The organism is Delftia sp. WSY_7, assembly GCF_043104845.1.
GTDB lineage: Bacteria > Pseudomonadota > Gammaproteobacteria > Burkholderiales > Burkholderiaceae_C > Comamonas > Comamonas tsuruhatensis.
Genome location: NZ_JBICLB010000035.1, coordinates 181,996 through 205,134 on the forward strand (window position 1 = coordinate 181,996; position 23,139 = coordinate 205,134).

Sequence of the window (23,139 nt, forward strand, 5' to 3'; positions counted from 1 at the left end):
GACGGCATGCAAGGACTTTGCCTGCAAAAAGCTGACGCACTCGTGAGTTTTTCGTAGAGTTTTATCAAGTTGTGTAACAAAACAGGCGCGATTCCAAGCATTTGTAGTTCCATGCAAGCGCCGGTGTGCGCGGCGGTGCGATCGGCTCTGGCTCGGCTGTGGGGGCATGCCGGCGAAGTACAGTACGGGCCGGTGCGGCGCCCGCCGCGGAGGACCTTCTTTTGGAAATCATTCAGTTCCTGATCGACTTCATCCTGCACATAGACAAGCACCTGGAGGCCTTCGTCGTGGCCTATGGACCCTGGGTGTACGCGCTGCTGTTTCTCATCGTCTTCGTGGAGACGGGCGTGGTGGTCATGCCCTTTCTGCCCGGCGACTCGCTGCTGTTCATCGTCGGCGCGCTGTGCGGCGTGGGGCTGATGGACTATTCGATCGCCTGCACCGTGCTGCTGGTGGCGGCCGTGCTGGGCGACCAGTGCAACTACACCATAGGCCGCTACATAGGGCCCAAGGTGTTCCAGTGGGAGGATTCGCGCTGGTTCAACCGGCGTGCCTTCGACCAGGCCCATGCGTTCTACGAGCGCTACGGCGGCATCACCATCGTGCTGGCGCGCTTCATGCCGTTCATCCGCACCTTTGCCCCCTTCGTGGCCGGTGTGGCTGCCATGGACCGAGGCAAGTTCACGGCGTTCAACGTGGGCGGAGCCATTGTCTGGGTGTTCGGCATCAGCGCCGCCGGTTATTTCTTCGGCAACCTGCCCTGGGTGCGCGAGAACCTGGAGAAGATCATCTGGGGCCTGATCCTGGTGCCGGGCCTGATCGCCATCTTCGGCGCATGGCGCGCGGGCCGCGCGCCCAAGACGGCTTCCTGAGCCTTCAGCGCACAGCAAAAAGCCCCTTGCGCCGTGATGGCGCAAGGGGCTTTTTCGTTCAGTGGCCGAACGGCGGCGGCAGGGGTCAGCGGCGGTCGTTGCGCTTGCCCACCTCGTTGCCGATGAGTGCGCCGGCGGCTGCGCCGCCCACGGTGCCCAGCGTGCTGCCGAACAGCGCGTCACCCACCACACCACCGGCCACGGCGCCGACGCCGGTACCGATCTGGGCGTTGCTGGGGTTGGTGGAACAGCCGGCAGAGAACAAGGCAATGGCGGCAGCGGCGGCAATGGAATAAAGGCGTGTCTTCATGTTCATCTCCTGTCGTGGCCTGCGTTGCTTCGGCGGATGGATGGTGGCGCAAGCATTGTGTGGAACATGTTGGCATGCTCTCATTCACGGCCTGCGGCCGTGGTAGGAGAGTTGCCCGAGCTGGGGCCGGGCGGTTTGGAAGCGTCCGGTCCTGCCTGTCCGACAGCGGCGGCGGACGGCATGCCGCCGTGCCTGTGGCAACCCTCGCGGCTCAGACGGAGCGGCTGCGGGCCAGCGGCGGGTTGTGCGCGAAGTAGTTGCGGATGCCGCGCATCAGCGCGTCGGCCAGCTGCACCTGGTAGGCGCTGCTGCGCAGCCGGGCTTCTTCCTCGGGGTTGCTGATGAAGGCGGTCTCCACCAGCACGCTGGGGATGTCGGGCGCCTTGAGCACGGCAAAGCCGGCCTGCTCCACGCGCGGCTTGTGCAGCTTGGCCATGTTGCCGATCTCGCCCAGCAGGGCGCCGCCGAGCTTGAGGCTGTCCTTGATCTGGGCCGTGGTGCTCATGTCCAGCAGCATGCGCTGCACGTGCTGGTCCTGCGAGCCCATGTTCAGCCCGCCCACGAGGTCGGACTGGTTTTCCTTGTTGGCCAGCCAGCGCGCGGCCGTGCTGGAGGCGCCCTTGTCGCTGAGCGCAAAGACGCTGGCGCCACGCGCGGCCGGCGTGGTGAAGGCATCGGCATGGATGCTGATGAAAAGGTCGGCCTGAACGCGCCGGGCTTTCTCGACGCGGGTGGCCAGCGGCACGAAGAAGTCGGCGTCGCGCGTCATGAAGGCGCGCATGGGGCTGCCGCCGATGCGGGTGTTGTTGATGCGGTCGCGCAGCAGGTGGGCGATCTTGAGCACCACATCCTTCTCGCGCGTGCCGCTGGGGCCGGTGGCGCCGGGGTCCTCGCCGCCGTGGCCCGGGTCCAGCGCCACGATGATGATGCGGTCGGTCTGGCGCGAGGTGGCGATGTTGGGCGCGGCAATGGGGGCAGGGGCCGGAACGGGCGCAGGCGCTGGGGCAGGAGGACGCGGCGCAGCCGCGGGAGCCGGCGCCTGCGCGATCACGGCAGGCGGCGGCGCAGGCGTCTTGCCGCCCGGGCCGCCGCTGTGCTGGGCGATCAGGTCGCCCAGGGGGTCGGGGGCCGGCGCCGCGGCGCCTGGGGGGCGGGGCATTGCGGGTGCAGGAGGTGGTGGAGGTGCCGCCGCCACGGCGGTGTCGTCGCCGGAGGCATCACGCAGGCGCTCGCTGATCAGCGCCTCCAGCGGGTCCACGGCCTTGGCCGGGTACAGGTCGAACACCAGCCGGTGCTTGTAGGCCGCCACCGGCTGCAGGGTGAAGACCTGGGGCTTGGCGGGCTGCTTGAGATCGATCACCAGGCGCACCACGCTGGGCGAGTTCTGGCCCACGCGGATGGATGCGATGTTGGGGTCGTCGGAGCGCACCTTGGCGACCAGCTCGCGCAGCGCGGGATTGAGGTCGATGCCTTCGATGTCCACGGCCAGCCGAGGCGGCTGGTCCACGAAGAACTGCTTGGCAGCCAGCGGCCGGTCGGACTCGATGGTCACGCGCGTGTACTCTGGCGCAGGCCAGACGCGCACGGCCACGATGGTGGCGCCGTGCGCAATGTGCTGGCGGCCCAGCAGCAGCACGATGGAGCCCGCCTGCAGCAGGTTGCGGCGCGACAGGCCGGACGGATAGGAGAAGGGTTGGGCGTCGCTCATGCCTTGAGTGCTTCGATCACGGCGCGTCCGACGGGCGTGCCGGCGATCAGGCTCACCTGGCGCTGCGTCTCGTCGATTGCTTCGATATGAATAGCTATATCTGCCGCAGGCGTAAGCGCTGCGGCCTTTTCGGGCCATTCTGCCAGCTTGAGACCGGGGCTGGCGAAAATATCGCGAAATCCTGCATCCTCCCACTCGCGCGGATCGTCGAAGCGGTAGAAGTCGAAATGCCAGATGGACAGGCCCGGCGCCTCGTGCGGCTCCACCACGGCATAGGTGGGGCTTTTGATGCGGCCCTGCACGCCCAGTGCGCGCAGCCAGTGCCGCACCAGCGTGGTCTTGCCGGCGCCCAGGTCGCCGTGCAGCGTGACGTAGGCATTGCGCAGCGCCGGATGGTCCGCGAGCTGCTGCGCAAACCGCTGCGTGTCTTCCTCGCTGCCCCATATCCAGCGATGGCCCGCAGTTTCCGCATCCTGCGGCCGGGCGCTTTCTACAATCGAGGGAGTATGTTGTGCAGCAGTCAATTGGTTCCTTTGATGCAAGGCTGGGCCCGCGAACTGGGATTTTCCCAAATTGGCGTGGCTGGCGTGGATTTGTCGTCTGCGGAGCCGGGTTTGATGCAGTGGCTGGCCCAGGGGTTCCATGGCGAGATGGACTATATGCAGGCCCACGGACTGCGCCGCGCGCGGCCTGCCGAGCTGGTGCCGGGCACCGTGAGCGTGATCACGGCCCGCATGGACTACCTGCCGCGCGACACGCCCGCCGACGCGCCCGGCGCCTGGCAGGCCATGGAGTGGGAGAGGCTGCAGCGGCCCGCCGAGGGCATCGTCTCCGTCTATGCCCGGGGCCGTGACTACCACAAGGTGCTGCGCAACCGGCTGCAGAAGCTGGCAGAGCGCATCGCCCAGGAGGTCGGCCCCTTCGGCCACCGCGCCTTCACCGATTCCGCGCCCGTGCTGGAGGCCGAGCTGGCCCGGCGCAGCGGCCAGGGCTGGCGCGGCAAGCACACGCTGGTGCTCAACCGCGAGGCAGGCTCCATGTTCTTCCTGGGCGAGATCTATGTGGACCTGGCGCTGGAGCCCACGGCGCCGGTGACCGCGCACTGCGGCAGCTGCGCAGCCTGCATCACGGCCTGCCCCACGGGCGCCATCGTGGCGCCGCACCGGGTGGATGCGCGGCGCTGCATTTCCTACCTGACCATCGAGCATGCGGGCGCCATTCCCGAGGAGTTGCGGCCGCTGATGGCCAATCGCATCTATGGCTGCGACGACTGCCAGCTGGCCTGCCCCTGGAACAAGTTTGCCCAGCCCAGCCGCCTGCCTGATTTCGATGCGCGCGAGATTCTGGCTGGCGGGCAGCTGGTGCACTTCTTCGCCTGGGACGAGGCGACCTTCCTGCGCCTGACCGAAGGCAGTCCCATCCGGCGCATAGGCCATGCGCGCTGGCTGCGCAACGTGGCCGTGGCGCTGGGAAACGCCTGGCGTGAAACCGGCGATACGGCACTGCGCCAGGCGCTGGCCAGCCGCGCCGAACATCCCGACGCCATGGTGCGCGAGCATGTGGCCTGGGCACTGTCGCAAAGATCGGATTGAGCTGATAAGCCGGGGCGCTGGTGTGTGAAACAATTGTTGCGCTCAGTCTGAGGGCTCCCCGGCGGCCTGTTGCGGGCCACCGCCCCTGAGGGCGCGGGGTCTGTGTGACTCAACATGGTGTTCGATATGCGCGCAAAGCCTTTCCGTCTGCTGAACGCCGAACCTCTCACCCAGACCGCCGTGGCCGTCTGGGTAGGCCTGTGCTGCGTGCTGCTGGCCACGGTGGCGTACTGGACGGTGCTGGTGGACAACCATCGCACGCAGCGAAACTTCACCGAAGCCCAGTCCTGGCTGCGCGTGGGGCAGATGTCGCATGCGGTTTCGGTGCAGGTGCAGACCTTGCTGTCCGGCCTGGACTACACCATGCGCGGCCTGGAGTCCGACTTTGCCGATGGCGAGGCCGACGTCTTTCAGCATGCCGTGCAGACCACCTTCGATGCCTATCCGGCCGGCACCTTCCTGCAGATCGCCGTGGCCGACGAGAGCGGGGACATCGTCTACTCCAATCTGCAGCAGGATGCGCAGACCCGGGCCGCCAAGGTCTCGATCCGCGACCGGGAGCATTTCCAGGTCCATGCCAACCGCGAGACCATGGGGATGTTCATCGGCCGGCCCGTGCAGGGGCGCGTCTCCCATAAATGGACCATACAGCTGAGCCGCGCGCTGTACCGCCAGGGGCGCTTCTCGGGCGTGCTGGTGCTGTCGCTGTCGCCCGACTACATCTCGGGGTATTTCCAGTCCATCTTCGATGGCGCCAAGGACGTGATCTTGCTGCTGCGCACCGACGGTGTCTATCTGGCGCGCTCGCAGGGACAGGACGAGGTGATGGGGCGTTCGGTCTCCGATGTGCGCGTGTCACAGTTCGCGCCGGCCATGGAGCGCGGCACCTACGAGGCCGAGTCCTCGGTCGATGGCGTGCTGCGCATGTATGCCTGGAGCAGGGTGGAGGGCTATCCGCTGATCGTCAGCGCAGGGCTGGACAAGAAGGCCATCTTCGAATCGCTGGAGGAATCGCTGGAGCGCGGCCTGCTGCGCAATGGCATAGGCACGGCGGTGCTGCTGCTGGCCGTACTGCTGACGCTGTGGCTGGCGCGCCAGCGCCAGCTCAGCGAGCGCATGCGGCTGCAGGGCGAGCGGCGCTTCGCGCGGCTGGCGCAGGAGGTGCCCGGGGGGCTGTTCCAGTTCCGCATCGGCGCGGATGGCCAGTTCCAGTTTCCCTTCACCAGCCCGGGGTTCTTCGAGCTGCATGGCGCAAGGGCCGACGCCGTCCGGTTCGCCGACCATGAACTGCTCAAGCGCGTGCACCCCGAGGATCTGCCCGCCCTGGCGACCTCGGTGCAGGACAGCGTGGGGCGCAAGGATGTCTGGGAGCACAAATACCGCGTCTACGGGCCTGGAGGCGAGCTGCGCTGGCTGCACGGCCACGCCCGGCCGCAGCAGGAGGAAGACGGCTCGCTGCTGTGGCATGGCTATGTGCACGACGTCACGCAGGACCAGGCCATACAGGAATCCATACGCCACAGCGAGGAGCGCCTGCGCCTGACGGTGGGCGCCGTGCGTGACGGCCTGTGGGAGTGGGACTGCCGCAGCGGCCATGTGGAGTGGGATGCGCGCTGCTACCAGATGCTGGGCTTCGAGGCAGGCCAGTTCCCCATGAACTACGACGCCTTCTGCGCGATGGTCCATCCCTCGGACAGGGCGCGCGTGCTGGCGCGGCTGCAGCGCCATGCCGAGGCCGGGGCCGACTTCCGTGTGGAGATGCGGCTGCGCGGCTCGGCCGACAGCTGGCTGTGGGTGGAGTCGCGCGGCGAGATCACCCAGCGCGATGCCGACGGCAAGCCCGTGCGCATGCTGGGCACGCACACCGACATACAGCAGCGCGTGGAGCAGTCCCGCCTGATCAAGGCCTTGCTGGACCGGGGCAGCGCCCTCATCGTGATGGCCGGTCCCCAGCGCGAAATCCTCTATGCCAACGAGCGCGCGGCGCAGACCTTCCAGATCGAGACGGAGCGGCTGCCCGGTGGCGTGAACCTGCGCTCGCTGCATGTCAGCGACGAGAGTTTCGAACGCTTCGGCCAGCTGTACGGGCAGCTCAACGCACGCGGCACGGTGCGCACGGAATGGATCCTGCGCATGCCGTCGGGCTCGGACCACTGGTTCGACATGCAGGGCTCGCTGCTGGACCCCGACGAGGACGATGGCCGCGTCATCTGGACCATGATCGACACCGATGCGCGCCGGCGCGCCGAGACCGCGTTGGCCGAGACCCAGCACCGGCTGGAGGCCATCATCGACCGCTTTCCCGCAGGCATCCTGGTCACCGACGCGCAGGGCCGCCATGTGCTGGCGGCCAACCGCATGCTGGCCGCTGCCCTGCAACTGGACATGGCGCCTGCCGCCCTTGTGGGGCTGGGCATGCCGGCGCTGATCCAGCTGCTGCCGGCGTCGGTGGCGGACGTGCTCAGCGCAGGGCCCGTGGCCGGCCGCTCCCTGCATGCGCTGCCCGATGGCCACTATGTGGAGATCGAGGGCATGCAGCTGCGCGACGGCGACCGCTCCATCGGCCATTGCTGGGTCTTCCACGATGCGACGGAGCGGCAGCAGCGCGAATCCCAGCTGGAAACGCTGGCGCTGACCGACGCGCTGACGGGCATTCCCAATCGTCGCGCCTTCCTGGAGCGGCTGGCGATGGAGCTGGACCATCTGCGCAGCGGCCTGGTCGCGCATTCCACGCTGATCATGCTGGACATAGACCACTTCAAGCAGGTGAACGACGGCTACGGCCACGCGGTGGGCGACATCGTGCTCAAGGAACTGCTGGCCTCGGTGGCGCAGGAGATGCGCAGGGAAGACATGGTGGGCCGGCTGGGCGGCGAGGAATTCGCTGTGCTGCTGTCCGACACCAATGCGGAGGTGGGCCTGCGGCGCGCCGAAAGCCTGCGCGAAGCCATTGCCGGGCAGGCCATCGATGCGGGCAAGGCCGGAGACCTGCACATCACCATCAGCCTGGGCGTGTACGAGCTGCAGCGCAGCGATGCATCGGCCCAGGGCTGCCTGGAGCGGGCCGATGCGGCGCTGTACTACTCCAAGCGCAATGGCCGCAACCAGTCCACGCTGTGGAGCGAGCGGCTGCCAGCCATCGCGCGGTGATCCGGGCCGCTTCGGCGCAACGGCCTAGGAATTCATCCCGGTCGACTGCCGATTTTCAGAATGGTCCAATGGCCTGATGGCGCCGGAATCCCGAAAATCCAGGGTTCATGCTGCCGCGTGGCCCTGTCGTCGGTCCGTCTGCCCGAGTCCCCGGGGCGCGATCGACTTCCCCGCACAGCCCCTCACAAAAACAGGCCGCGCGCTGCGCGCCGGGCGAGGAATGTATGACATACAACCGGTGGTCCACGATGCATGTCGCCCCCCTGGGGCGAGCGCAATTCTGGAGCGATGCCAGCCGTGAGGCGCAGATGCCGCACACGCCCCTGGTGGCGCGGCCCGAGCGCTTCGAGGCCGTGCTCACATCGCGTGGCGTGGGCGCGGTGGTGTTCAACCGCATCCAGATGGCGGCGGGCCACGGCATGCAGCGCCTGCAGGCGGGTTGCCAGCGCGCGAGCCCGGCCAGCCTGCTGTGCCTGCTCTACCTCAAGGGTCGCGCCCGGGTGTCTGCGCTCGATGGGCCGGGCGCGGCGGTTGCGGGCGGCGAGTCGCATGCGCAGCCCGGCCAACTGTTCCTGCTGGACGAGCGGTGCGGCTACCGCATCTGGCAGGACGAAGCCGTGGACCTGCTCGTGCTGGCCGTGCCGCTGGCGCTGATCGATTCGTGCGCAGGCATGGCTTCGCAACTGCTGGCACGCAGCCTGCCTGACTGCGCGTCGTTGCAGCTGCTCGTCCAGCAGATGCAACTGATCCATGCATGGCAGGCGCCCCTGCCCGAGGGCGAGTCCGCGCAGCTGTCCGATCTGGTCATCAACACCTTGAAGACCGTGCTGCAGGCCGGGGCCGAAAGTGCTGCAGCCCGGCCTGACGCGCCCATGCACGTGCTGTTGTGCCGGGTGCGCCAATTGATCGCCCGCCAATATCCGGACCCGGCGCTGGGGCCGGAGCGCGTGGCATCGAGGCTGGGACTTTCCGTGCGCTCGCTGCAATCGCGGCTGTCGCGCGAAGGCACCAGCCTCAGCGCCGAACTCATGGACTATCGACTGGAGCGCGCCCATGCGCTGCTGCGCGCAGCGAAGCCGGGAACGCTGGGCGTCACGGAAATCTCGCAGCGCTGCGGCTTCAACTCGCTCGCGCATTTTTCCCGGCGCTTCAGGGCACGCTACGGCAGCACGCCGCTGGAGCTGCTGCGTGAGGCGGGGGTGGAGGGCATGGGGCCGTCCACCTGGCACGGGGACGGGGCGGGCACCTAGACAGGGCTTGCGGCGCCTCGGTCGGCGTGGCGTGCGCAGATCAGGCTGAGGATTTCGAACAGCATCTGCGCGCCCGCGTGGGCGGTGTTGGTGGTGGCGTCGTAGGCGGGCGAGACCTCGACCACGTCACCGCCCACGATGTGGATGCCGGCCAGGCCGCGCACCATGGCCTGGGCTTCGCGCACCGTCAGGCCTCCCACCTCGGGCGTGCCCGTGCCGGGCGCAAAGGCCGGGTCCAGGCAGTCGACGTCGAAGGAGACGTAGACGGGCGCATCACCCACCACCTCGCGTGCGCGGGCAATGACGCCGTCCACGCCCAGCGCGGGAAGGTCCTCTGCGTGGATCACCGTCATGCCCGACTCGTAGGAGAACTCCCAGAGATATTCGGCCGCGCCGCGTATGCCGATCTGGATGGTCCGCGTGGGGTCGAGCACGCCATCCAGCACGGCCTGGCGAAAGGGGCCGCCGTGGTGGAAGCGGCTGCCGTCGAAGGGGCCGCCAGTATCGCAGTGGGCATCGAAGTGGACCAGGGCCAGTGGCTGGTCGCGGCCCAGCGCGCGCAGTATGGGCAGGGTGATGGAGTGGTCTCCGCCTGCAGACAGCGGAATCACGCCGGCCGCATGGATCTTCGCGAAGGCTGACTCTATGTCGCGGTGCGACTGATCCAGGCTGTAGCGGCTGGACAGCGGCACGTCGCCGATGTCCGCCACGCGCAGCTCGCGCGTGGGCGCGGATCTGAGCACATGGTTGTAGGGGCCCACGCGCTCTATCGCGCGCAGCGCCCTGGGCCCGAAGCGGCAGCCGCTGCGGTTGCTGATGCCCAGGTCCATGGGCACGCCGATCAGCGCGGCCTGCAGTTCGCCGAAGTCCGGGCGGCTCCAGTCCATGGGGTGCATGGGGGCATCCAGCAGCGTGGGAATGCCTGCGTAGGGTGCGCTGCGCGTGCCGCTGGCGTCGATGATGTGGGCAGCCACGGTGCGGAAATGCGGATCGTGGATGACGGACTCGTTGTCTCCGCCGAAGCGCGCACGCAGCGCGGCCAGCCTGTCTGCAGTAAAGAGGGTCATGGGTGTCCCTTGGTTCAGGATTGGATGCCCGACAGGGAGCGCTGCTGCGAGCGCTGCGCCAGGCTGATGAGGACGAAACTGGCCGTGCTCATGGCCAGGCTGGCGTAGATCGGCGTGTTGGCGGCCAATCCGTCGCGGACCATGAAGACCACTGCCGTGGCGCAGCCCAGCAGCATGCTGGCAATGGCGCCCGCCGTGGTGGCGCGGCGCCAGTAGATGGCGCCGATCAGCGGCACCAGCATGCCGCCCACGAGCAGGTTGTAGGCGGTGGTCAGGGCATTGAGCACGTCGTCCACCACCAGGGCGATGCCGAGCACGGCAAGGCCCACCAGCAGCGTCAGCAGCCGGTGCCAGCGCACATCGGCCAGCGGCTTGCCTTGCCGCAGCAGGGGCACGAGGTCTTCGGCCAGCACGGTGGAGCCCGCCAGCATGGCCGCGCTGGCGGTGGACATCATGGCGGCCAGCGCGGCAGCGATCACCAGGCCGCGGACGCCGTCCGGCAGGCTGGCCTGCACGATGGCGGCAAAGGCGTTGTTGGGATTGTCCAGTTCCGGCAGCAGCACCCGCGCCGCCATGCCCACCAGGGCGCCGACCAGCCCGTAGACCACGCAGTACAGGCCGGCGAGGCTGCCCGCCACGGCGGCCACGCGTTCGCTGCGGGCCGTGAACACGCGCTGCCACACGTCCTGGCCGATCATGATTCCGAAGAAATAGATGACGAAGTAGGTGGCGATGGTGTCCCAGCCGATGTATGTGACATCGAAGCTGGACGCAGGCAGCCGTTCAACCAGCTGGTCCCAGCCGCCCACGCGGTACAGGCAGATGGGCAGCAGGATCAGCATCAGGCCCGCGGTCTTGATCACGAACTGCACGATGTCCGTCAGCGTCAGCGACCACATGCCGCCCACGGCCGAGTAGATGACCACGACGCCCCCGCCCACCAGGATGGAGATCCACAGAGGCAGGTCGAACAGCACCTGCATCACGGTGCCGATGGCGATCACCGACGTGGCCGCCAGCATCAGCGCATAGGCCAGCATCACCAGTGCGCTGGCCTGCTGGGTGCGGGCGCTGTAGCGCCGCTCCAGCACCTGGGTCACGGTGCAGATGCGCAGCCTGAGCAGGGGCTTGGCCAGGAACAGGTTCAGCACCAGCAGACCCGCACCCAGAGCCGCGCACAGCCACAAGCCCGAGATGCCGTACACGTAGCCCAGGCGTACCGTGCCCACCGTGCTGGCCCCGCCGATCACCGTGGCGGCCATGGTGCCCATGTACAGGCCCGGCCCGAGGTTGCGGCCCGCCACGAGAAAATCCTCCTGCGTCTTCGCGCGGCGCATGCCGTACCAGCCCAGCAGCAGCATGGCTGCCGCGTAGATCACTACCACCGAGATATCAAGCACCATGGTCTCTCTCCCCTTTTGTTCCGACCCCGTGTGCAGGGTCCTTCTGAAACAGCGGTATTCACGCAAGTGAATGTCACGGACCGCCCCTCTTGTTCTGCGCTGGCGGCGTGCTCCGGTGAACCGAAGCGCGCCGCAACAGCCGTGAATGCTAGACAGCAGCCGGGCTTGCATCCATTTCAAGTTCCATCTACAAACATCGATGAACATCGATCTTTGCTGAGTGAAAACCCCATGCTCCATACCGTTTCAGATCTCGACCTGCGGCTGCTGCGCGTTTTTCTGGCCATCGTCGACGCGGGCGGTGTATCGGCTGCGCAGGCCATTCTTGGCGTGGGGCAGTCCACGCTCAGCAGCCAGCTGTCCACGCTGGAGACACGCCTGGGGTTCAGCCTGTGCGAGCGCGGGCGCGGCGGCTTTCGCCTGACGGCCAAGGGCCGGCGCTTCGTCGACCTGGCCCGCGCTGCACTGCAGGGCCTGGAAGGATTCAGCGCGCAGGCGCGCAACATGCACCGGCAACTGGTCGGCAGCCTGGCCATCGGCCTGATCGGCAATGCACCCACGGAATACAACGCGTTGATGGGGCGGGCCATACAGCGCTTTCGCCAGCGCGACGAGGCCGTGCGCCTGTCGGTGCTGGTGCGCGGGCCGCGCGAGCTGGAGGAAATGCTGCTGCGCGACGAGCTGCAGGTCGCGGTGGGCTATTTCCTGCACCGTGCGCCGGCGCTGGAATACACGCTGCTGTTCAGCGAAAGGCAGGTGGCCTATTGCAGCGCCAGCCATCCATTTGCCGCACGCGCGGGCCGCATCGGCGCGCAGGAGGCGGGCGAGGCCGACTGGACCTGGCGCACCTATCCGCTGCCGCAGGCACCGCTGACAGGGCGCCCGCGCCATGTCACCTCAGAGGCGGACAACATGGAGGCGGCCGCCATCCTCATCCTGTCAGGCGCCCACCTGGGCTACCTGCCAGAGCATTACGCGGCGCCCTATGTGGCTGCCGGCCTGCTGCATGCGCTGGACGAATCCCTCTTCAGCTATGACGTGGACATCACCATGGTGGCCAGGAAGCGCGCACGCCAGGACGACATCACGGCCGCCTTCACGGACGACATGCGTGCCGTGCTGTAGGGGCGCCGCGGCACAGCGGCATCAGAACTGCAGCAGGCTCAGCGCAAACGGCAGGCTGAGCACGCCCAGCAGCGTGGACAGCGTGACCAGCCCCGCCACATATGAGCCGTTGTAGCCCATGCGTGCGGCCAGCACATAGCACGACGATGCGGTGGGCAGGGCCGAGAAGGCCATGAGGATCAGCGCCTGCGCACCGCTCAGGCCAAACGCCCGCACCATGGCATAGGCGATCAGCGGCTGCACCAGATGCCGCACGGCCAGCAGGCACACGGCCAGCAGCTTGCCGGCGGCCAGCGCGCCGAACTGCATGCCGGCGCCGGCCGACATCAGGCCCAGCGCGATGGAGGCTGCGCCTATGCGGGAGATCGACGGCTCGATCAGCGCCGGCAGCTTCAACCCCAGCGCGCTGAACACCAAGCCCGACAGCGTGCCCACGATCAGCGGATTGCGCACCAGCTGCCCCAGGAAATGCTGGTTGCTGCCGCGCGCCATGGGCCAGACGGCCGCGATATTGCACAGCGGCACGCTGACGCCGATCAGCACCGAGATGAACAGCAGGCCCTCAGGCCCCGCCAGCCGGCTGGCCAGCGCCAGGCCGATGAAGGAGTTGAAGCGAAACGCCACCTGCACGGCGCCGGCATGCTCGCGTGTGTCGATCCGGCCGCGCAGGCCCGGCCACCAGGGCAGGCTGTAGGCCAGGCCGATGCCGACCAGGGCCGCACACACGCCAGCGGCCAGCAAGTGGGAGGTGGCACCCCAGTCCACCGGGCTCTTGACGATGGAGTGGAACAGCAACACCGGGAACAGCAGGTAGTACACCAGCGCCTCCACCGCCTGCCAGACCGTGCGGTTGAGCTGTGTGAAGCGGCACAGCACGTAGCCAAGCACGATGAGCGAAAAATCGGGGAAGAGCAGCACGGCGTAGTTCACGGGGGCAGAGCATAAGCGCAACCCCGCAGTCGCCGCGTCTCCCGAGAAACCATGGCGCGAGGCTAGGGGTAAACACCGGGAAATCAGTGCTGCGACAAACTGTGACAACCGGGCCCCGGGCCTTAGCATCGCTGGGGTCCACACAGCCGATCCGAAAGCGCAGGTCCTGACGACCGTCAAGCGCGCAGCGGGCTCCAGGCCCCACCATGGCTGTTCCGTGGCAGCGTTTGCGAGCCTTCGTTTCGCAGACCATCCATCCGCAGGCACGGCCTTGCGGATGTCCATGAAACCTTCTTCGTCAACACGACCCCCAAAAGGAGATCTTGTATGAATCGTCGCAGCTGGATGGGCCTGACCCTGGTCCTCGCAAGCACCGGAGCCCTGGCCCAGGCCTATCCCACCAAGCCGATCAAGCTGGTGGTGCCCTTCGCCCCCGGTGGCACGACCGACATCATCGCCCGCGTGATCGCCGAACCCCTGACCAAGGAACTGGGCCAGCCCGTGGTGGTGGACAACCGCGGCGGTGGCGGTGGCGTCATCGGCGCCATGGAAACCGCGCGCTCGCAGCCCGATGGCTACAGCCTGGGCATCGCCACGGTCTCGACCACGGCGACCAACCCCGCGATCAATCCCAAGATCTCGTACAACACGCTGACGGACTTCACGCCCATCATCAACGTGGCGGCCACGCCCAACGTGATTGCGGTGAACCCCAAGTTCCCCGCCAAGGACTACAAGAGCTTCGAGGCCGAACTCAAGAAGTCCCAGGGCAAGTACTCCTATGCGTCCTCGGGCACGGGCGGCATCCAGCACATGCTGATGGAGCTGTACAAGAGCCTGACCAACACCTTCGTCACCCACATCCCCTACCGCGGCGCGGGCCCTGCGCTCAACGACGTGGTGGCGGGCCAGGTGCCCATGGTGCTGGACAACCTGCCCTCGGCCCTGCCGTTCATCAAGGACAACCGCCTGGTGCCCATCGTGGTGGCCGCGCCCCAGCGCCTGGCCGTGCTGCCCAATGTGCCCACCTTCAAGGAAGTGGGCCTGGAGCCGGTGAACCGCATGGCCTACTACGGCATCCTGGGCCCCAAGAACATGCCCAAGGATGTGGTGGACAAGATCAACGCCGCCGTGCGCAAGGTGCTGCAGGACCCGGCCGTGCGCAAGCGCATCGAGGACACGGGCTCCCTGGTCATCGGCAACTCGCCTGAAGAGTTCGCCAAGCAGATCAAGGAAGAGTACGAGACCTACAAGAAGGTGGTTGCCCAGCAAAAACTCACGCTGGAGTAAGCACCGCCCAGAGCGGTTGGATCAGAGCCCGAGGTTCCTTGCGGACCTCGGGTTTTTTTCGTTGTAGGCTTGATGGGATGTCCCAAGTGCCTGCCGCTTCCATCATGTCCCCCTCGGTTGCCGAAGCCGAACCTGCTGCCGATCCTGCATCCTGGCCCGCGCCGCTGCCGGCCAGCCTGGATGCGCTGGACCTGTTCATGGATGCGCTGCTGCTGGAGGACGGGCTGTCGCGCAATACGCTGGCGGCCTACCGCCGCGATCTGACGGCCTGGGGGCGGTGGCTGGCGCACCAGCGGCCGCCGCTGGCGCTGGATGCGGCGGGCGAGCTGGAACTGCAGGGCTATTTCGCGGTGCGCGTGGAGCAGACCAAGGCCAGTTCGTCGAACCGGCGGTTGACGGTGCTGCGCCGCTACTACCACTGGGCGCTGCGCGAGCAGCGCATTGCGGCCGATCCCACGGTGCGCATGCTGGCGGCACGGCAGCCGCCGCGCGTGCCGCATACGCTGACGCAGGCTCAGGTGGAGGCGCTGCTCAAGGCGCCCGATGTCGATACGCCGCTGGGCCTGCGTGACCGCGCCATGCTGGAGCTGATGTACGCCAGCGGCCTGCGCGTGAGCGAGCTGGTGGATCTGCCGATGCATGGCATCGATCTGCGCTCGGGCGTGCTGCGCGTGACCGGCAAGGGGCAAAAGGAAAGACTGGTGCCTTTCGGCCAGGAGGCACATTGGTGGCTGGAGCGCTATCTGGCCACGGCGCGCGGTGCCATCCTGGGCGGGCAGCGCAGCGATGCGGTCTTCGTGACCCAGCGCGGGGCTGCGATGAGCCGCGTGATGTTCTGGGTCATCGTCAAGCGCTGCGCGCAGGTTGCGGGTGTCACGGCACCGCTGTCGCCGCACACGCTGCGCCATGCCTTCGCCACCCACCTGCTCAACCATGGCGCAGACCTGCGCGTGGTGCAGATGCTGCTGGGCCATGCCGATATCTCCACCACCACCATCTACACCCATGTGGCGCGCGAGCGGCTCAAGGCCCTGCACGCTTTGCACCATCCGCGTGGTTGATTGGATGTGGTCGGTTCGCCGGATTGCCTATTTCTGGCGTTGAAACCGTCGAAGTGGCAAAGCCCGCCTCGGGGATATGTGCTTTGCACAACAATCACCGCCGTGTTCGATGTGTTTCTGCGGAGTTCTCGATGACTGATTTCCTGCGCCGGCATGTGCTGGTGACTTCCATGCTGGCGGCGACGGTGGCTGCCGCGGCCCTGCCGATGTCTGCGTCGGCTGCCGATGCGGCATGGCCCAGCCGGCCCATCCGCGTGGTGGTTTCCTACCCGGCCGGCGGCGTCAGCGATGTGGTGGCCCGCGCCCTGGGCGAGAAGCTGGCCGCCCGCCTGGGCCAGCCCGTGGTGGTGGACAACAAGGCCGGCGCCGGCGGCGCCATCGGCCTGGACTTGGTGGCCAAGGCCGCACCCGATGGCTACACGCTGGGCTTTTCCTCCATCAGCCCGCTGACGCTGAGCCCGCACCTGGGCAAGCCCCTGTTCGATCCGCAGCGCGACCTGGTGCCCGTGACCAGCGTGATGTACTCGCCCGTGCTGCTGCTGGGCACGGCCCGCTCCACGGCGGCCGACTTCAATGCGCTGGTGGCCCAGGCCAAGGCGCAGCCCGGTGAAGTGCGCTGGGCCACGGCCGGCCTCGCCTCGCTGGGCCACATCATGCTCGAGCAGATCATGCATGCCTCGCAGGTCCGGATCACGCACATTCCCTACAAGGGCGGCGGGCAGCAGCTCAATGACGGCCTGAGCGCGCAGTTCGAAGTGCTGTCCACCAATGCCGGCCCGGCCGTTTTGCAGCACATCAAGGCGGGCAAGTTCAAGGCCCTGGCCGTGGGCGCACCCCAGCGCCTGGAGTCGCTGCCCGGCGTTCCCACGCTGGCTGAACTGGGCTACAAGAGCGCCAACATGACCTCGGTGTTCGGCATCTTCGCGCCCGCTGGAACGCCTGCGCCCGTGCTGCAAAAACTCAATGCCGAGATCAACCAGGTGCTGGCCCAGCCGGACATGCGCGCCAAGCTGGAGGCCACCGACAACGTGGCCATGGGCGGCAAGGCCGAGGACTTTGCACGCCAGATCGAGGCCGAGTCCCAGTCCAACGCGCGCATCATTCGCGCAGCCGGCATCAAGCTCAATTGATGGAGCGCAGGGCGCCACCGGCGCCCATGCAAAAAGGGCTTGCAGCCGTCATGGCCGCAAGCCCTTTGTCTTTGGTGCCGGATGTGCGGGGCCCGCCTATGCCATGGGCTCGTCCGCCGTGAGATTGTCGGCCCAGGCCAGGGCCTGCAGATGCGCCCAGTTGACCTGGTGGTTGGACAGCTGCAGTGCATTGGCTGCGCGCGCGAAGCCTTCGTCATCGCCGCTTTCGCAGGCACGCGTCAACTCCAGGAAGGGCGCGAACACGCCCTTGTTGTGCACCAGCGCATCGATCACGGGCTGGGGCAGGGCGATGGACTCCAGCGCCTTTTCCATGGGCTGGCCCAGCATCACGTCCAGCAGCGAGAACACGCCGACCACGAAGGCGTTGTCGCACTCCTCGGGCGAGAGCAGCTCGGCCGTCAGCAACTCCATCAGGCGCCCGCGCACCACGGCGGTCTGGCCCACGGCCGGCGGCGTGCCGCCCGCGCGCGAAGTGGTCAAAAGCAGGGCCGCCCAGCGGAACAGCTTCTTGAGACCCAGGATCATCACCGCGTGGCGGAACGAGGTGATCTCGCACGACAGGCCGAAACCCGAGGAGTTGATGAAGCGCAGCAGGTTGAAGGACAGCGTGGGATCCTTCTTGAGCAGGGCTTCGATCTCGTCCGTGCTGGCCTGCTGGCGCACCAGATTGATCAGCTGGATGATGGTGGCCTGCGTGGGGCGGATGGTGCGCGCCTGCACGAGTTGCGGCTGGGCGAACCAGAAGCCCTGGAACAGCCGCACGCCCAGGTCGCGCATGCGCTCGAACTGCTCGGAGGTCTCGACCTTTTCGGCCACGATCTGGGCATTGGTATGGGCGCGCGCGAACTTCACCAGGGTCTCGGCATCGGCCAGTGCGAAGGTCTGCATGTCCAGCTTGATGAAGGCGGCCGCAGGCAGCCAGCTGGCATAGGCGCGGCGCAGCAGGTGCTGGTTGAAGGCCAGGCGGAAGCCGCGCTGGCGCAGGGCCTGGAAGGTGGGCAGGCGTTCCTCGATATCGGCAGCCGTGGCGTTCTCGCCCAGCGTGGGCACCTCCAGCACCACCTTGTCGGGGTGGATCAGTTCCAGGTGGCCGCCGGCCAGGCTGTCATGCGTGCAGTTGATGAAGACCGTCTTCTTGCCCACCAGCGCTTCGGCGCCCGCATACGACAGCGCGTTGAAGAGCAGGGCGGCATCGGAGGCCGCCGTGTGCGCATGCTGGGCCGTGGAGCGGTCGAAAAGCTCATAGCCGAAGACATCGCGCGCCTCGTTGACGATGGCCTGGCGCGCAATGACGGCCACCTGCCCGTCCTCCACCCCGGCTGGCAGGGGGGGCGGCGGAGCGGAGGAGTTGTCGTTGGTAGTCATTTGGAAGCTGAGAAAGATGGATGAGCGATGGCTTTCGATGGCGTTCTATAGCTTATAGCTATAGCGAGCTGTCTGCCAGTTGGTCGGTCCAGGCCAGGGCCTGCAGATGGGCCCAGTTGATCTGCTGGCTGCTCAGGCGCAGCGCGCCTGCGCTGCGGTGGAAGGCTGCATCGTCGCTGGCTTCGCAGGCCTGGGCCAGGATCAGCAGCTCGCCCAGCACGCCTTCGTGGCGCAGCACGGCGGCGGAGACGGCATCGGGCACGGGGATCAGGCTCATGGCCACGTCCTGCGGCAGGTCCAGCATGCTGCCCAGCAGCGAGAAGATGCCGACGACGAAGGCCTGGTCGGAGTCTTCCTCGCTCAGCGATTCCTGGGCCAGCAGCTCCATCAGCCGCCCGCGGATCACGGCGGTCTGGCCGATGGCCGGCGGCGGGCCGCCGTTGCGCGATGCGGTCAGCAGCATGGCCGCCCAGCGGAACAGCTTCTTGAGGCCCATGAGCATCACGGCCTGGCGGAACGAGGTGATCTCGCGCTGCACGCCGAAGCCCACGGAATTGATCAGGCGCATCAGGTTGAAGGCCAGGCCCGCATCCTTCTTGAGCACATCCTCGATGGCATCGGTGCTGGCCTGCTGGCGCACCAGATTCAGCAGCTGGACAATGCTTTGCTGCGAGGGCGACAGCAGCTTGGTGCGCACCACCGTGGGCCGCGCGAACCAGAAGCCCTGGAACAGCTGTATGCCCAGGCGGCCCACCTGCTCATGCTGCTGGGCGCTTTCCACCTTCTCGGCGATCAGCTCGGCGCGCGTGTGGCGGCCGGCAAAATTGACCAGCACGGCCAACTGGTCAGGGGCCAGCACGGACAGGTCGAACTTGATGTAGTCGGCCAGGGGCAGCCAGGCTGCATAGGCGGACTCCAGCACCGTGTGATTGAAGGCCAGGTTGAAACCGCGTGCGCGCAGATTGCTGAGGATGGGCAGGCGGGCCTGTACCTCCTGCTGGGCGGCCAGGCCCAGCGGCGGTATCTCCAGCACCACCTTGTCGGGGTTGAGCAGCTCCAGATGCCCGCCGGCCAGGCTTTCATGCGTGCAGTTGACGAACATCAGCTTGGTGCCAACCAGATCTTCTTCGCCCGCATGCGACAGGGCCGTGAACACCAGGGACACATCCGAGGCCGCCGTATGGTCCGGGTAGGCGCGCGAACGGTTGAAAAGCTCATAGCCGATGATCTGCTGCACCCCGTTGACGATGGCCTGGCGCGCAATCATTCCCCGATCCGTGGACGCGGGGCTGGCCACAGGGGCATCGTTGAAGAGATGGACAGGCAATTCGGTCATGGAGTGTTCGGTCGAAGGGACACGGGAAGCAGCAGATCTGATTGTAGGAATGTTCTGAATAAATATGCCGACAGGCAGTGTCTGCTGGGACAAGTCCGATTGCGGAGTCGGACCCATCCTAGTTTGTAAACCATTGTGTGGCTTCACGAGCGGCCTGGGCCTGTCCGCACGGCGCAGGCAGGCTTTCTTCAGACCTGCTGCAACCAGGCCAGTTCAGTATCGGTGAAGCCTGCGGCGCGGCGTGCGCGTTCGTTGAAGGGCGGGCGCAGGCGCGGCGCCTCGTAGCGCAGGGTCAGCGCCTGGTAGTGGGCCTCGGGCTCCAGGCCTTCGCGCTCGCACAGCCAGCGGTACCAATGATTGCCTATGGCCACGTGGCCCACTTCCTCGCGCAGGATGATGTCGAGGATGTCCACCGCCGCCAGCGCATCGGGCGCGCGCGTGTTGCGCAGCTTGTTCTGGATCTGGGGCGTGGCGTCCAGGCCGCGCGCCTCCAGCGTGCGCGGCACCAGGGCCATGCGGGCCACCACGTCATGGGCGGTCTTCTCGCACATGGTCCACAGGCCCTGGTGGGCCGGGAAATCGCCGTAGTCGTGGCCCAGGTGCGCACGCAGATGCTCGCGCAGCAGGCGAAAGTGCTTGGCCTCCTCGGCGGCCACCTGCAGCCAGTCCAGGTAGTACTGCTGCGGCATGCCGTCAAAGCGCCAGACGGCGTCCAGCGCCAGATTGATGGCGTTGAACTCGATGTGGGCTATGGCGTGGATCAGCACGGCCCGGCCTTCCGGCGTCGCCGGCGAACGCCTTGCAACGGCGGTGTGGTGGCGCAGCTCGGGCCGCAGCGGGCGGCCCGGCAGGTCCGGCGCGGGATCCGGCAGGGCCGGTGCCTGCGGTGCTATTGAATAAAGCGCCTGCCGCGCATACATGTCCAACGCGGCGGCGGCCTTTTCTTCGGGGTCCGTGAGGCACAAGACCTCAAGGGCGCGGTGACGTAACTCCATCCCTACAATTCTAGGTTTCCTGCCATCACCAATAATTGACGGAGACAAAGACCCATGGCGATCTATGAACTGGATGGAGTGGCCCCTGAAGTGGCGGCGTCGGCCTGGGTGGCCGACAGCGCCGAAGTGATGGGCAATGTGCAGCTGGCCGAAGACGCCAGCATCTGGTTCGGCGCCGTGCTGCGCGGCGACTGCGAGAGCATCACCATCGGTGAGGGCAGCAACATCCAGGACGCGAGCGTGCTGCATGCCGACCTGGGCAAGCCGCTGGTCGTGGGGCGCCACGTGACCGTGGGCCACCAGGTCATGCTGCATGGCTGCACCATTGGCGACGAGTCGCTGATAGGCATTGGTGCCGTGGTGCTCAACGGCGCGAAGATCGGCCGCAACTGCCTGGTCGGCGCCGGAGCACTCATCACCGAAGGCAAGGAATTTCCCGATGGCTCGATGATCATCGGCAGCCCGGCCAAGGCCGTGCGCCAATTGACGCCCGAGCAGATCGAGGGCTTGCGCCGCAGCGCCCAACACTATGTCGACAATGCGCGCCGGTTCAAGACCGGGCTGCGCAAGCTGGGCTGAGCGAGGCCCGGCACTTTTTTACGGAATCCATCAGCGTGTCTGAACTGCATAAATTCATCTTCGAAGGCCTGCCCGTGCGCGGCTCCATCGTTCGCCTCACCGATGCCTGGCAGGAAATCCTGCAGCGCCGCGCGGGCAACGGCGAGACCGGCGCCTACCCCGCTGCCGTGAGCGAACTGCTGGGAGAAATGGCGGCTGCGGGCGTGCTCATGCAGTCCAATATCAAGTTCAACGGCGCCTTGGTCTTCCAGGTCATGGGCGATGGCCCGGTCAAGCTGGCTGTGGCCGAGGTGCAGTCCGATTTCGGCCTGCGCGCCACCGCCACCCTGATCGGCGACCCTCCCGAAGGCGCCACGCTGGAACAACTGCTCAATGTGCACGGCGGCGGCCGCTGCGCCATCACGCTGGACCCCAAGGGGCGCCAGCCGGGCCAGCAGCCCTACCAGGGCGTGGTGCCGCTGCAGGATGCGCAGGGCCGGCGCTTCACCAAGGTGTCCGATGCGCTGCAGCACTACATGCTGCAGTCGGAACAGCTGGACACCGTGCTGGTGCTGGCGGCCGACGACCAGGTGGCCGCCGGCCTGCTGATCCAGCGCATGCCGGTCAAGGGTGAGGCCAACCTGGCCGCTGCCACCGAAAGCGAGCAGTCGGGTCAGGATGCCATCGGGCTGAACGAGGACTACAACCGTATCGCCACGCTGGCCTCCAGCCTCACGCGCGACGAGCTGCTCACGCTGGATGTGGAGACCATACTGCGCCGCCTGTTCTGGGAAGAGAAGCTGATGCGCTTCGTGCCCCAGCAGGACGAGGAGCATCCGCGCTTTGCGTGCACCTGCAGCCGTGACCGTGTGGCGTCCATGCTGGTGTCGCTGGGCTCCCAAGAGGTGGAGAGCATCCTGGAGGAGCGCGGCAGCATCGAGGTGGGCTGTGACTTCTGCGGCAAGCAGTACGAATTCGATCCCATCGACGCAGCTCAGCTGTTCACCGAGGCCGGCAAGCAGCCGCCGACCTCGACGAACGTCCAGTAAATACGCCCGGCTTCAGTCTCGCCCGCTGCGCAGCGCGTCGAACAATCGCCGCTCGCAGTCCGGGTCGCTGCATTGCTCGCAGCCGTAGGGGCGAAGGCGGGCGCCGCGTTGCGCGGGGCTTGCGGGCAGCCAGGACCAGTCCATTTGCGGAGCCTTGAGCCTGAGCGACTCGGCCAGCTGTTGCCATTGCCGGGCGGTATTGCCGTAGAGCACCACGTAGTCGCGTGACTGGCTTTGCAATTGGTCGCGCCAATGCTGGAGCTGTGCGGCAGGGCCATCGCTCACCCCTTCGTGCTCGGTGACGGAGGCTCTCCAATCCAGTCCCAGCAGGTAGACGGCCCCATGTTCCGGCAGAGACTGCCCCGGCTCGGCCGCCAGGCATTGCCAGTCGGCAGGAGATGCTCCGTGGTGCCGCCAGGCCTGGCGCAGTGCATGGGCCATGGAAAGCGCGAGCGCGGGTGGCGATCCCAGAAGAATCACCGGGGGCGGGGGCAAGCGGTCTGTGTCCAAGTACCTGTCTCGGCTTGCGCGCAGGCCCGGGCAAGGGGCGCAGGCGCCTTGTTGCAAAAGCACAAGGCCGGCATGAAGCCGGCCTTGGTGCAGGAAATCCCAATCCTCAGCGCCGCACGATCTGCACGAAGATCTCGTTGGGCTTGACCATGCCCAGTTCGCTGCGGGCCTTTTCCTCGACCATGGCCAAGCCGTCCTTGAGGTCGTTGACCTCGGAGGCCAGGCGGTCGTTCTCGGCTTTTTCCAGCGCGTTGGCCACGTTCTGGTCGTGGATCTGCTGCTGCAGTTCCTTCACATAGGCCACGCTGCCGTGGCCCAGCCACAGCTGCGCGTGCACGGCAGCCAGCAGGGCGAGCAGGACAATGGGGACGACGCGGTTGACCATGGGGGCAGATATCGCTGACAGGAAAAAGGCTT

Annotated in this window: 21 protein-coding genes; 10 read left to right on the forward strand and 11 right to left on the reverse strand. The window is 67.0% G+C overall.

Annotated elements, in window-relative coordinates:
* Positions 1-221 precede the first annotated feature (221 nt).
* Positions 222-872 (forward strand): DedA family protein, encoded by a 651-nt coding sequence (locus ACF8ME_RS20600; RefSeq protein WP_016447666.1) that lies wholly within the window; start codon positions 222-224, stop codon positions 870-872.
* Between the two features lie 85 nt (positions 873-957).
* Here ACF8ME_RS20600 and ACF8ME_RS20605 read toward each other — a convergent pair whose 3' ends face one another.
* The 3 genes from ACF8ME_RS20605 to tsaE form a co-directional block, all read right to left on the reverse strand.
* Positions 958-1,182, reverse strand: a complete 225-nt coding sequence (locus ACF8ME_RS20605) for a glycine zipper domain-containing protein (protein WP_016447665.1) — start codon at positions 1,180-1,182, stop codon at positions 958-960.
* A 211-nt stretch (positions 1,183-1,393) separates the two neighbouring features.
* Positions 1,394-2,890 (reverse strand): N-acetylmuramoyl-L-alanine amidase, encoded by a 1,497-nt coding sequence (locus tag ACF8ME_RS20610; RefSeq protein WP_392418023.1) that lies wholly within the window; start codon positions 2,888-2,890, stop codon positions 1,394-1,396.
* The gene (gene tsaE, locus ACF8ME_RS20615) at positions 2,887-3,414 is read right to left on the reverse strand and encodes a tRNA (adenosine(37)-N6)-threonylcarbamoyltransferase complex ATPase subunit type 1 TsaE (RefSeq protein ID WP_016447663.1); all 528 of its coding nucleotides are present in this window, start codon (positions 3,412-3,414) and stop codon (positions 2,887-2,889) included. The genes ACF8ME_RS20610 and tsaE overlap by 4 nt, the downstream gene beginning before the upstream one ends.
* Positions 3,415-3,426: 12 nt before the next feature.
* Here tsaE and queG point away from each other — a divergent pair, with 12 nt between their 5' ends.
* From queG to ACF8ME_RS20630, 3 genes are all read left to right on the forward strand, one after another.
* Positions 3,427-4,482 carry a tRNA epoxyqueuosine(34) reductase QueG gene (gene queG, locus ACF8ME_RS20620; protein ID WP_034399415.1) on the forward strand — a complete coding sequence of 352 codons (1,056 nt, stop codon included), beginning with the start codon at positions 3,427-3,429 and terminating at the stop codon, positions 4,480-4,482.
* 114 nt (positions 4,483-4,596) lie between these two features.
* Positions 4,597-7,632 (forward strand): diguanylate cyclase, encoded by a 3,036-nt coding sequence (locus tag ACF8ME_RS20625; RefSeq protein ID WP_392418025.1) that lies wholly within the window; start codon positions 4,597-4,599, stop codon positions 7,630-7,632.
* A 224-nt stretch (positions 7,633-7,856) separates the two neighbouring features.
* On the forward strand, positions 7,857-8,882 hold the full coding sequence (locus ACF8ME_RS20630; protein ID WP_392418026.1) for a helix-turn-helix transcriptional regulator: 1,026 nt from the start codon (positions 7,857-7,859) through the stop codon (positions 8,880-8,882).
* Here the strand turns inward: ACF8ME_RS20630 and speB are convergent.
* Together speB and ACF8ME_RS20640 are read right to left on the reverse strand one after the other, a co-directional pair.
* Positions 8,879-9,949, reverse strand: coding sequence for an agmatinase (speB, locus tag ACF8ME_RS20635; RefSeq protein ID WP_392418027.1), 1,071 nt, complete (start codon positions 9,947-9,949; stop codon positions 8,879-8,881). The genes ACF8ME_RS20630 and speB overlap by 4 nt on opposite strands.
* A 14-nt stretch (positions 9,950-9,963) precedes the next feature.
* Positions 9,964-11,352 (reverse strand): sodium:solute symporter, encoded by a 1,389-nt coding sequence (locus tag ACF8ME_RS20640; protein WP_392418029.1) that lies wholly within the window; start codon positions 11,350-11,352, stop codon positions 9,964-9,966.
* Positions 11,353-11,583: 231 nt separating this feature from the next.
* Here ACF8ME_RS20640 and ACF8ME_RS20645 point away from each other — a divergent pair, with 231 nt between their 5' ends.
* Entirely contained in the window at positions 11,584-12,477 is an 894-nt protein-coding gene (locus ACF8ME_RS20645; protein ID WP_392418031.1) for a LysR family transcriptional regulator, read from the forward strand.
* A 21-nt stretch (positions 12,478-12,498) separates the two neighbouring features.
* On the opposite strand, the gene ACF8ME_RS20650 is transcribed toward ACF8ME_RS20645, so the two are convergent.
* Positions 12,499-13,407, reverse strand: a complete 909-nt coding sequence (locus ACF8ME_RS20650; protein ID WP_185070480.1) for an AEC family transporter — start codon at positions 13,405-13,407, stop codon at positions 12,499-12,501.
* Between the two features lie 327 nt (positions 13,408-13,734).
* On the opposite strand from ACF8ME_RS20650, the gene ACF8ME_RS20655 reads away from it, so the two are divergent.
* From ACF8ME_RS20655 to ACF8ME_RS20665, 3 genes are all read left to right on the forward strand, one after another.
* Positions 13,735-14,697, forward strand: a complete 963-nt coding sequence (locus tag ACF8ME_RS20655) for a tripartite tricarboxylate transporter substrate binding protein BugE (RefSeq protein WP_016447654.1) — start codon at positions 13,735-13,737, stop codon at positions 14,695-14,697.
* Positions 14,698-14,801: 104 nt separating this feature from the next.
* Positions 14,802-15,758: a site-specific tyrosine recombinase XerD gene (xerD, locus tag ACF8ME_RS20660; protein WP_338500833.1), complete on the forward strand. Its 957-nt coding sequence runs from the start codon at positions 14,802-14,804 to the stop codon at positions 15,756-15,758.
* A gap of 131 nt (positions 15,759-15,889) precedes the next feature.
* Positions 15,890-16,888 (forward strand): tripartite tricarboxylate transporter substrate binding protein, encoded by a 999-nt coding sequence (locus tag ACF8ME_RS20665; protein ID WP_016447652.1) that lies wholly within the window; start codon positions 15,890-15,892, stop codon positions 16,886-16,888.
* A gap of 96 nt (positions 16,889-16,984) precedes the next feature.
* Here ACF8ME_RS20665 and ACF8ME_RS20670 read toward each other — a convergent pair whose 3' ends face one another.
* From ACF8ME_RS20670 to ACF8ME_RS20680, 3 genes are all read right to left on the reverse strand, one after another.
* Positions 16,985-18,274 carry an EAL and HDOD domain-containing protein gene (locus tag ACF8ME_RS20670; RefSeq protein ID WP_016447651.1) on the reverse strand — a complete coding sequence of 430 codons (1,290 nt, stop codon included), beginning with the start codon at positions 18,272-18,274 and terminating at the stop codon, positions 16,985-16,987.
* Between the two features lie 58 nt (positions 18,275-18,332).
* Entirely contained in the window at positions 18,333-19,610 is a 1,278-nt protein-coding gene (locus ACF8ME_RS20675; protein ID WP_016451246.1) for an EAL and HDOD domain-containing protein, read from the reverse strand.
* A gap of 188 nt (positions 19,611-19,798) precedes the next feature.
* The gene (locus ACF8ME_RS20680) at positions 19,799-20,605 is read right to left on the reverse strand and encodes a ferritin-like domain-containing protein (RefSeq protein ID WP_046240924.1); all 807 of its coding nucleotides are present in this window, start codon (positions 20,603-20,605) and stop codon (positions 19,799-19,801) included.
* 54 nt (positions 20,606-20,659) lie between these two features.
* Here ACF8ME_RS20680 and ACF8ME_RS20685 point away from each other — a divergent pair, with 54 nt between their 5' ends.
* Both ACF8ME_RS20685 and ACF8ME_RS20690 read left to right on the forward strand, forming a co-directional pair.
* The gene (locus tag ACF8ME_RS20685; RefSeq protein ID WP_016451248.1) at positions 20,660-21,184 is read left to right on the forward strand and encodes a gamma carbonic anhydrase family protein; all 525 of its coding nucleotides are present in this window, start codon (positions 20,660-20,662) and stop codon (positions 21,182-21,184) included.
* A gap of 35 nt (positions 21,185-21,219) precedes the next feature.
* Positions 21,220-22,212, forward strand: a complete 993-nt coding sequence (locus ACF8ME_RS20690; RefSeq protein ID WP_392418032.1) for an Hsp33 family molecular chaperone HslO — start codon at positions 21,220-21,222, stop codon at positions 22,210-22,212.
* Between the two features lie 12 nt (positions 22,213-22,224).
* Here the strand turns inward: ACF8ME_RS20690 and ACF8ME_RS20695 are convergent, their stop codons facing one another.
* Both ACF8ME_RS20695 and ftsB read right to left on the reverse strand, forming a co-directional pair.
* Positions 22,225-22,653 carry a hypothetical protein gene (locus ACF8ME_RS20695; RefSeq protein ID WP_046987553.1) on the reverse strand — a complete coding sequence of 143 codons (429 nt, stop codon included), beginning with the start codon at positions 22,651-22,653 and terminating at the stop codon, positions 22,225-22,227.
* A gap of 175 nt (positions 22,654-22,828) precedes the next feature.
* Positions 22,829-23,107 carry a cell division protein FtsB gene (gene ftsB, locus ACF8ME_RS20700; RefSeq protein WP_017404372.1) on the reverse strand — a complete coding sequence of 93 codons (279 nt, stop codon included), beginning with the start codon at positions 23,105-23,107 and terminating at the stop codon, positions 22,829-22,831.
* Positions 23,108-23,139 lie beyond the last annotated feature (32 nt).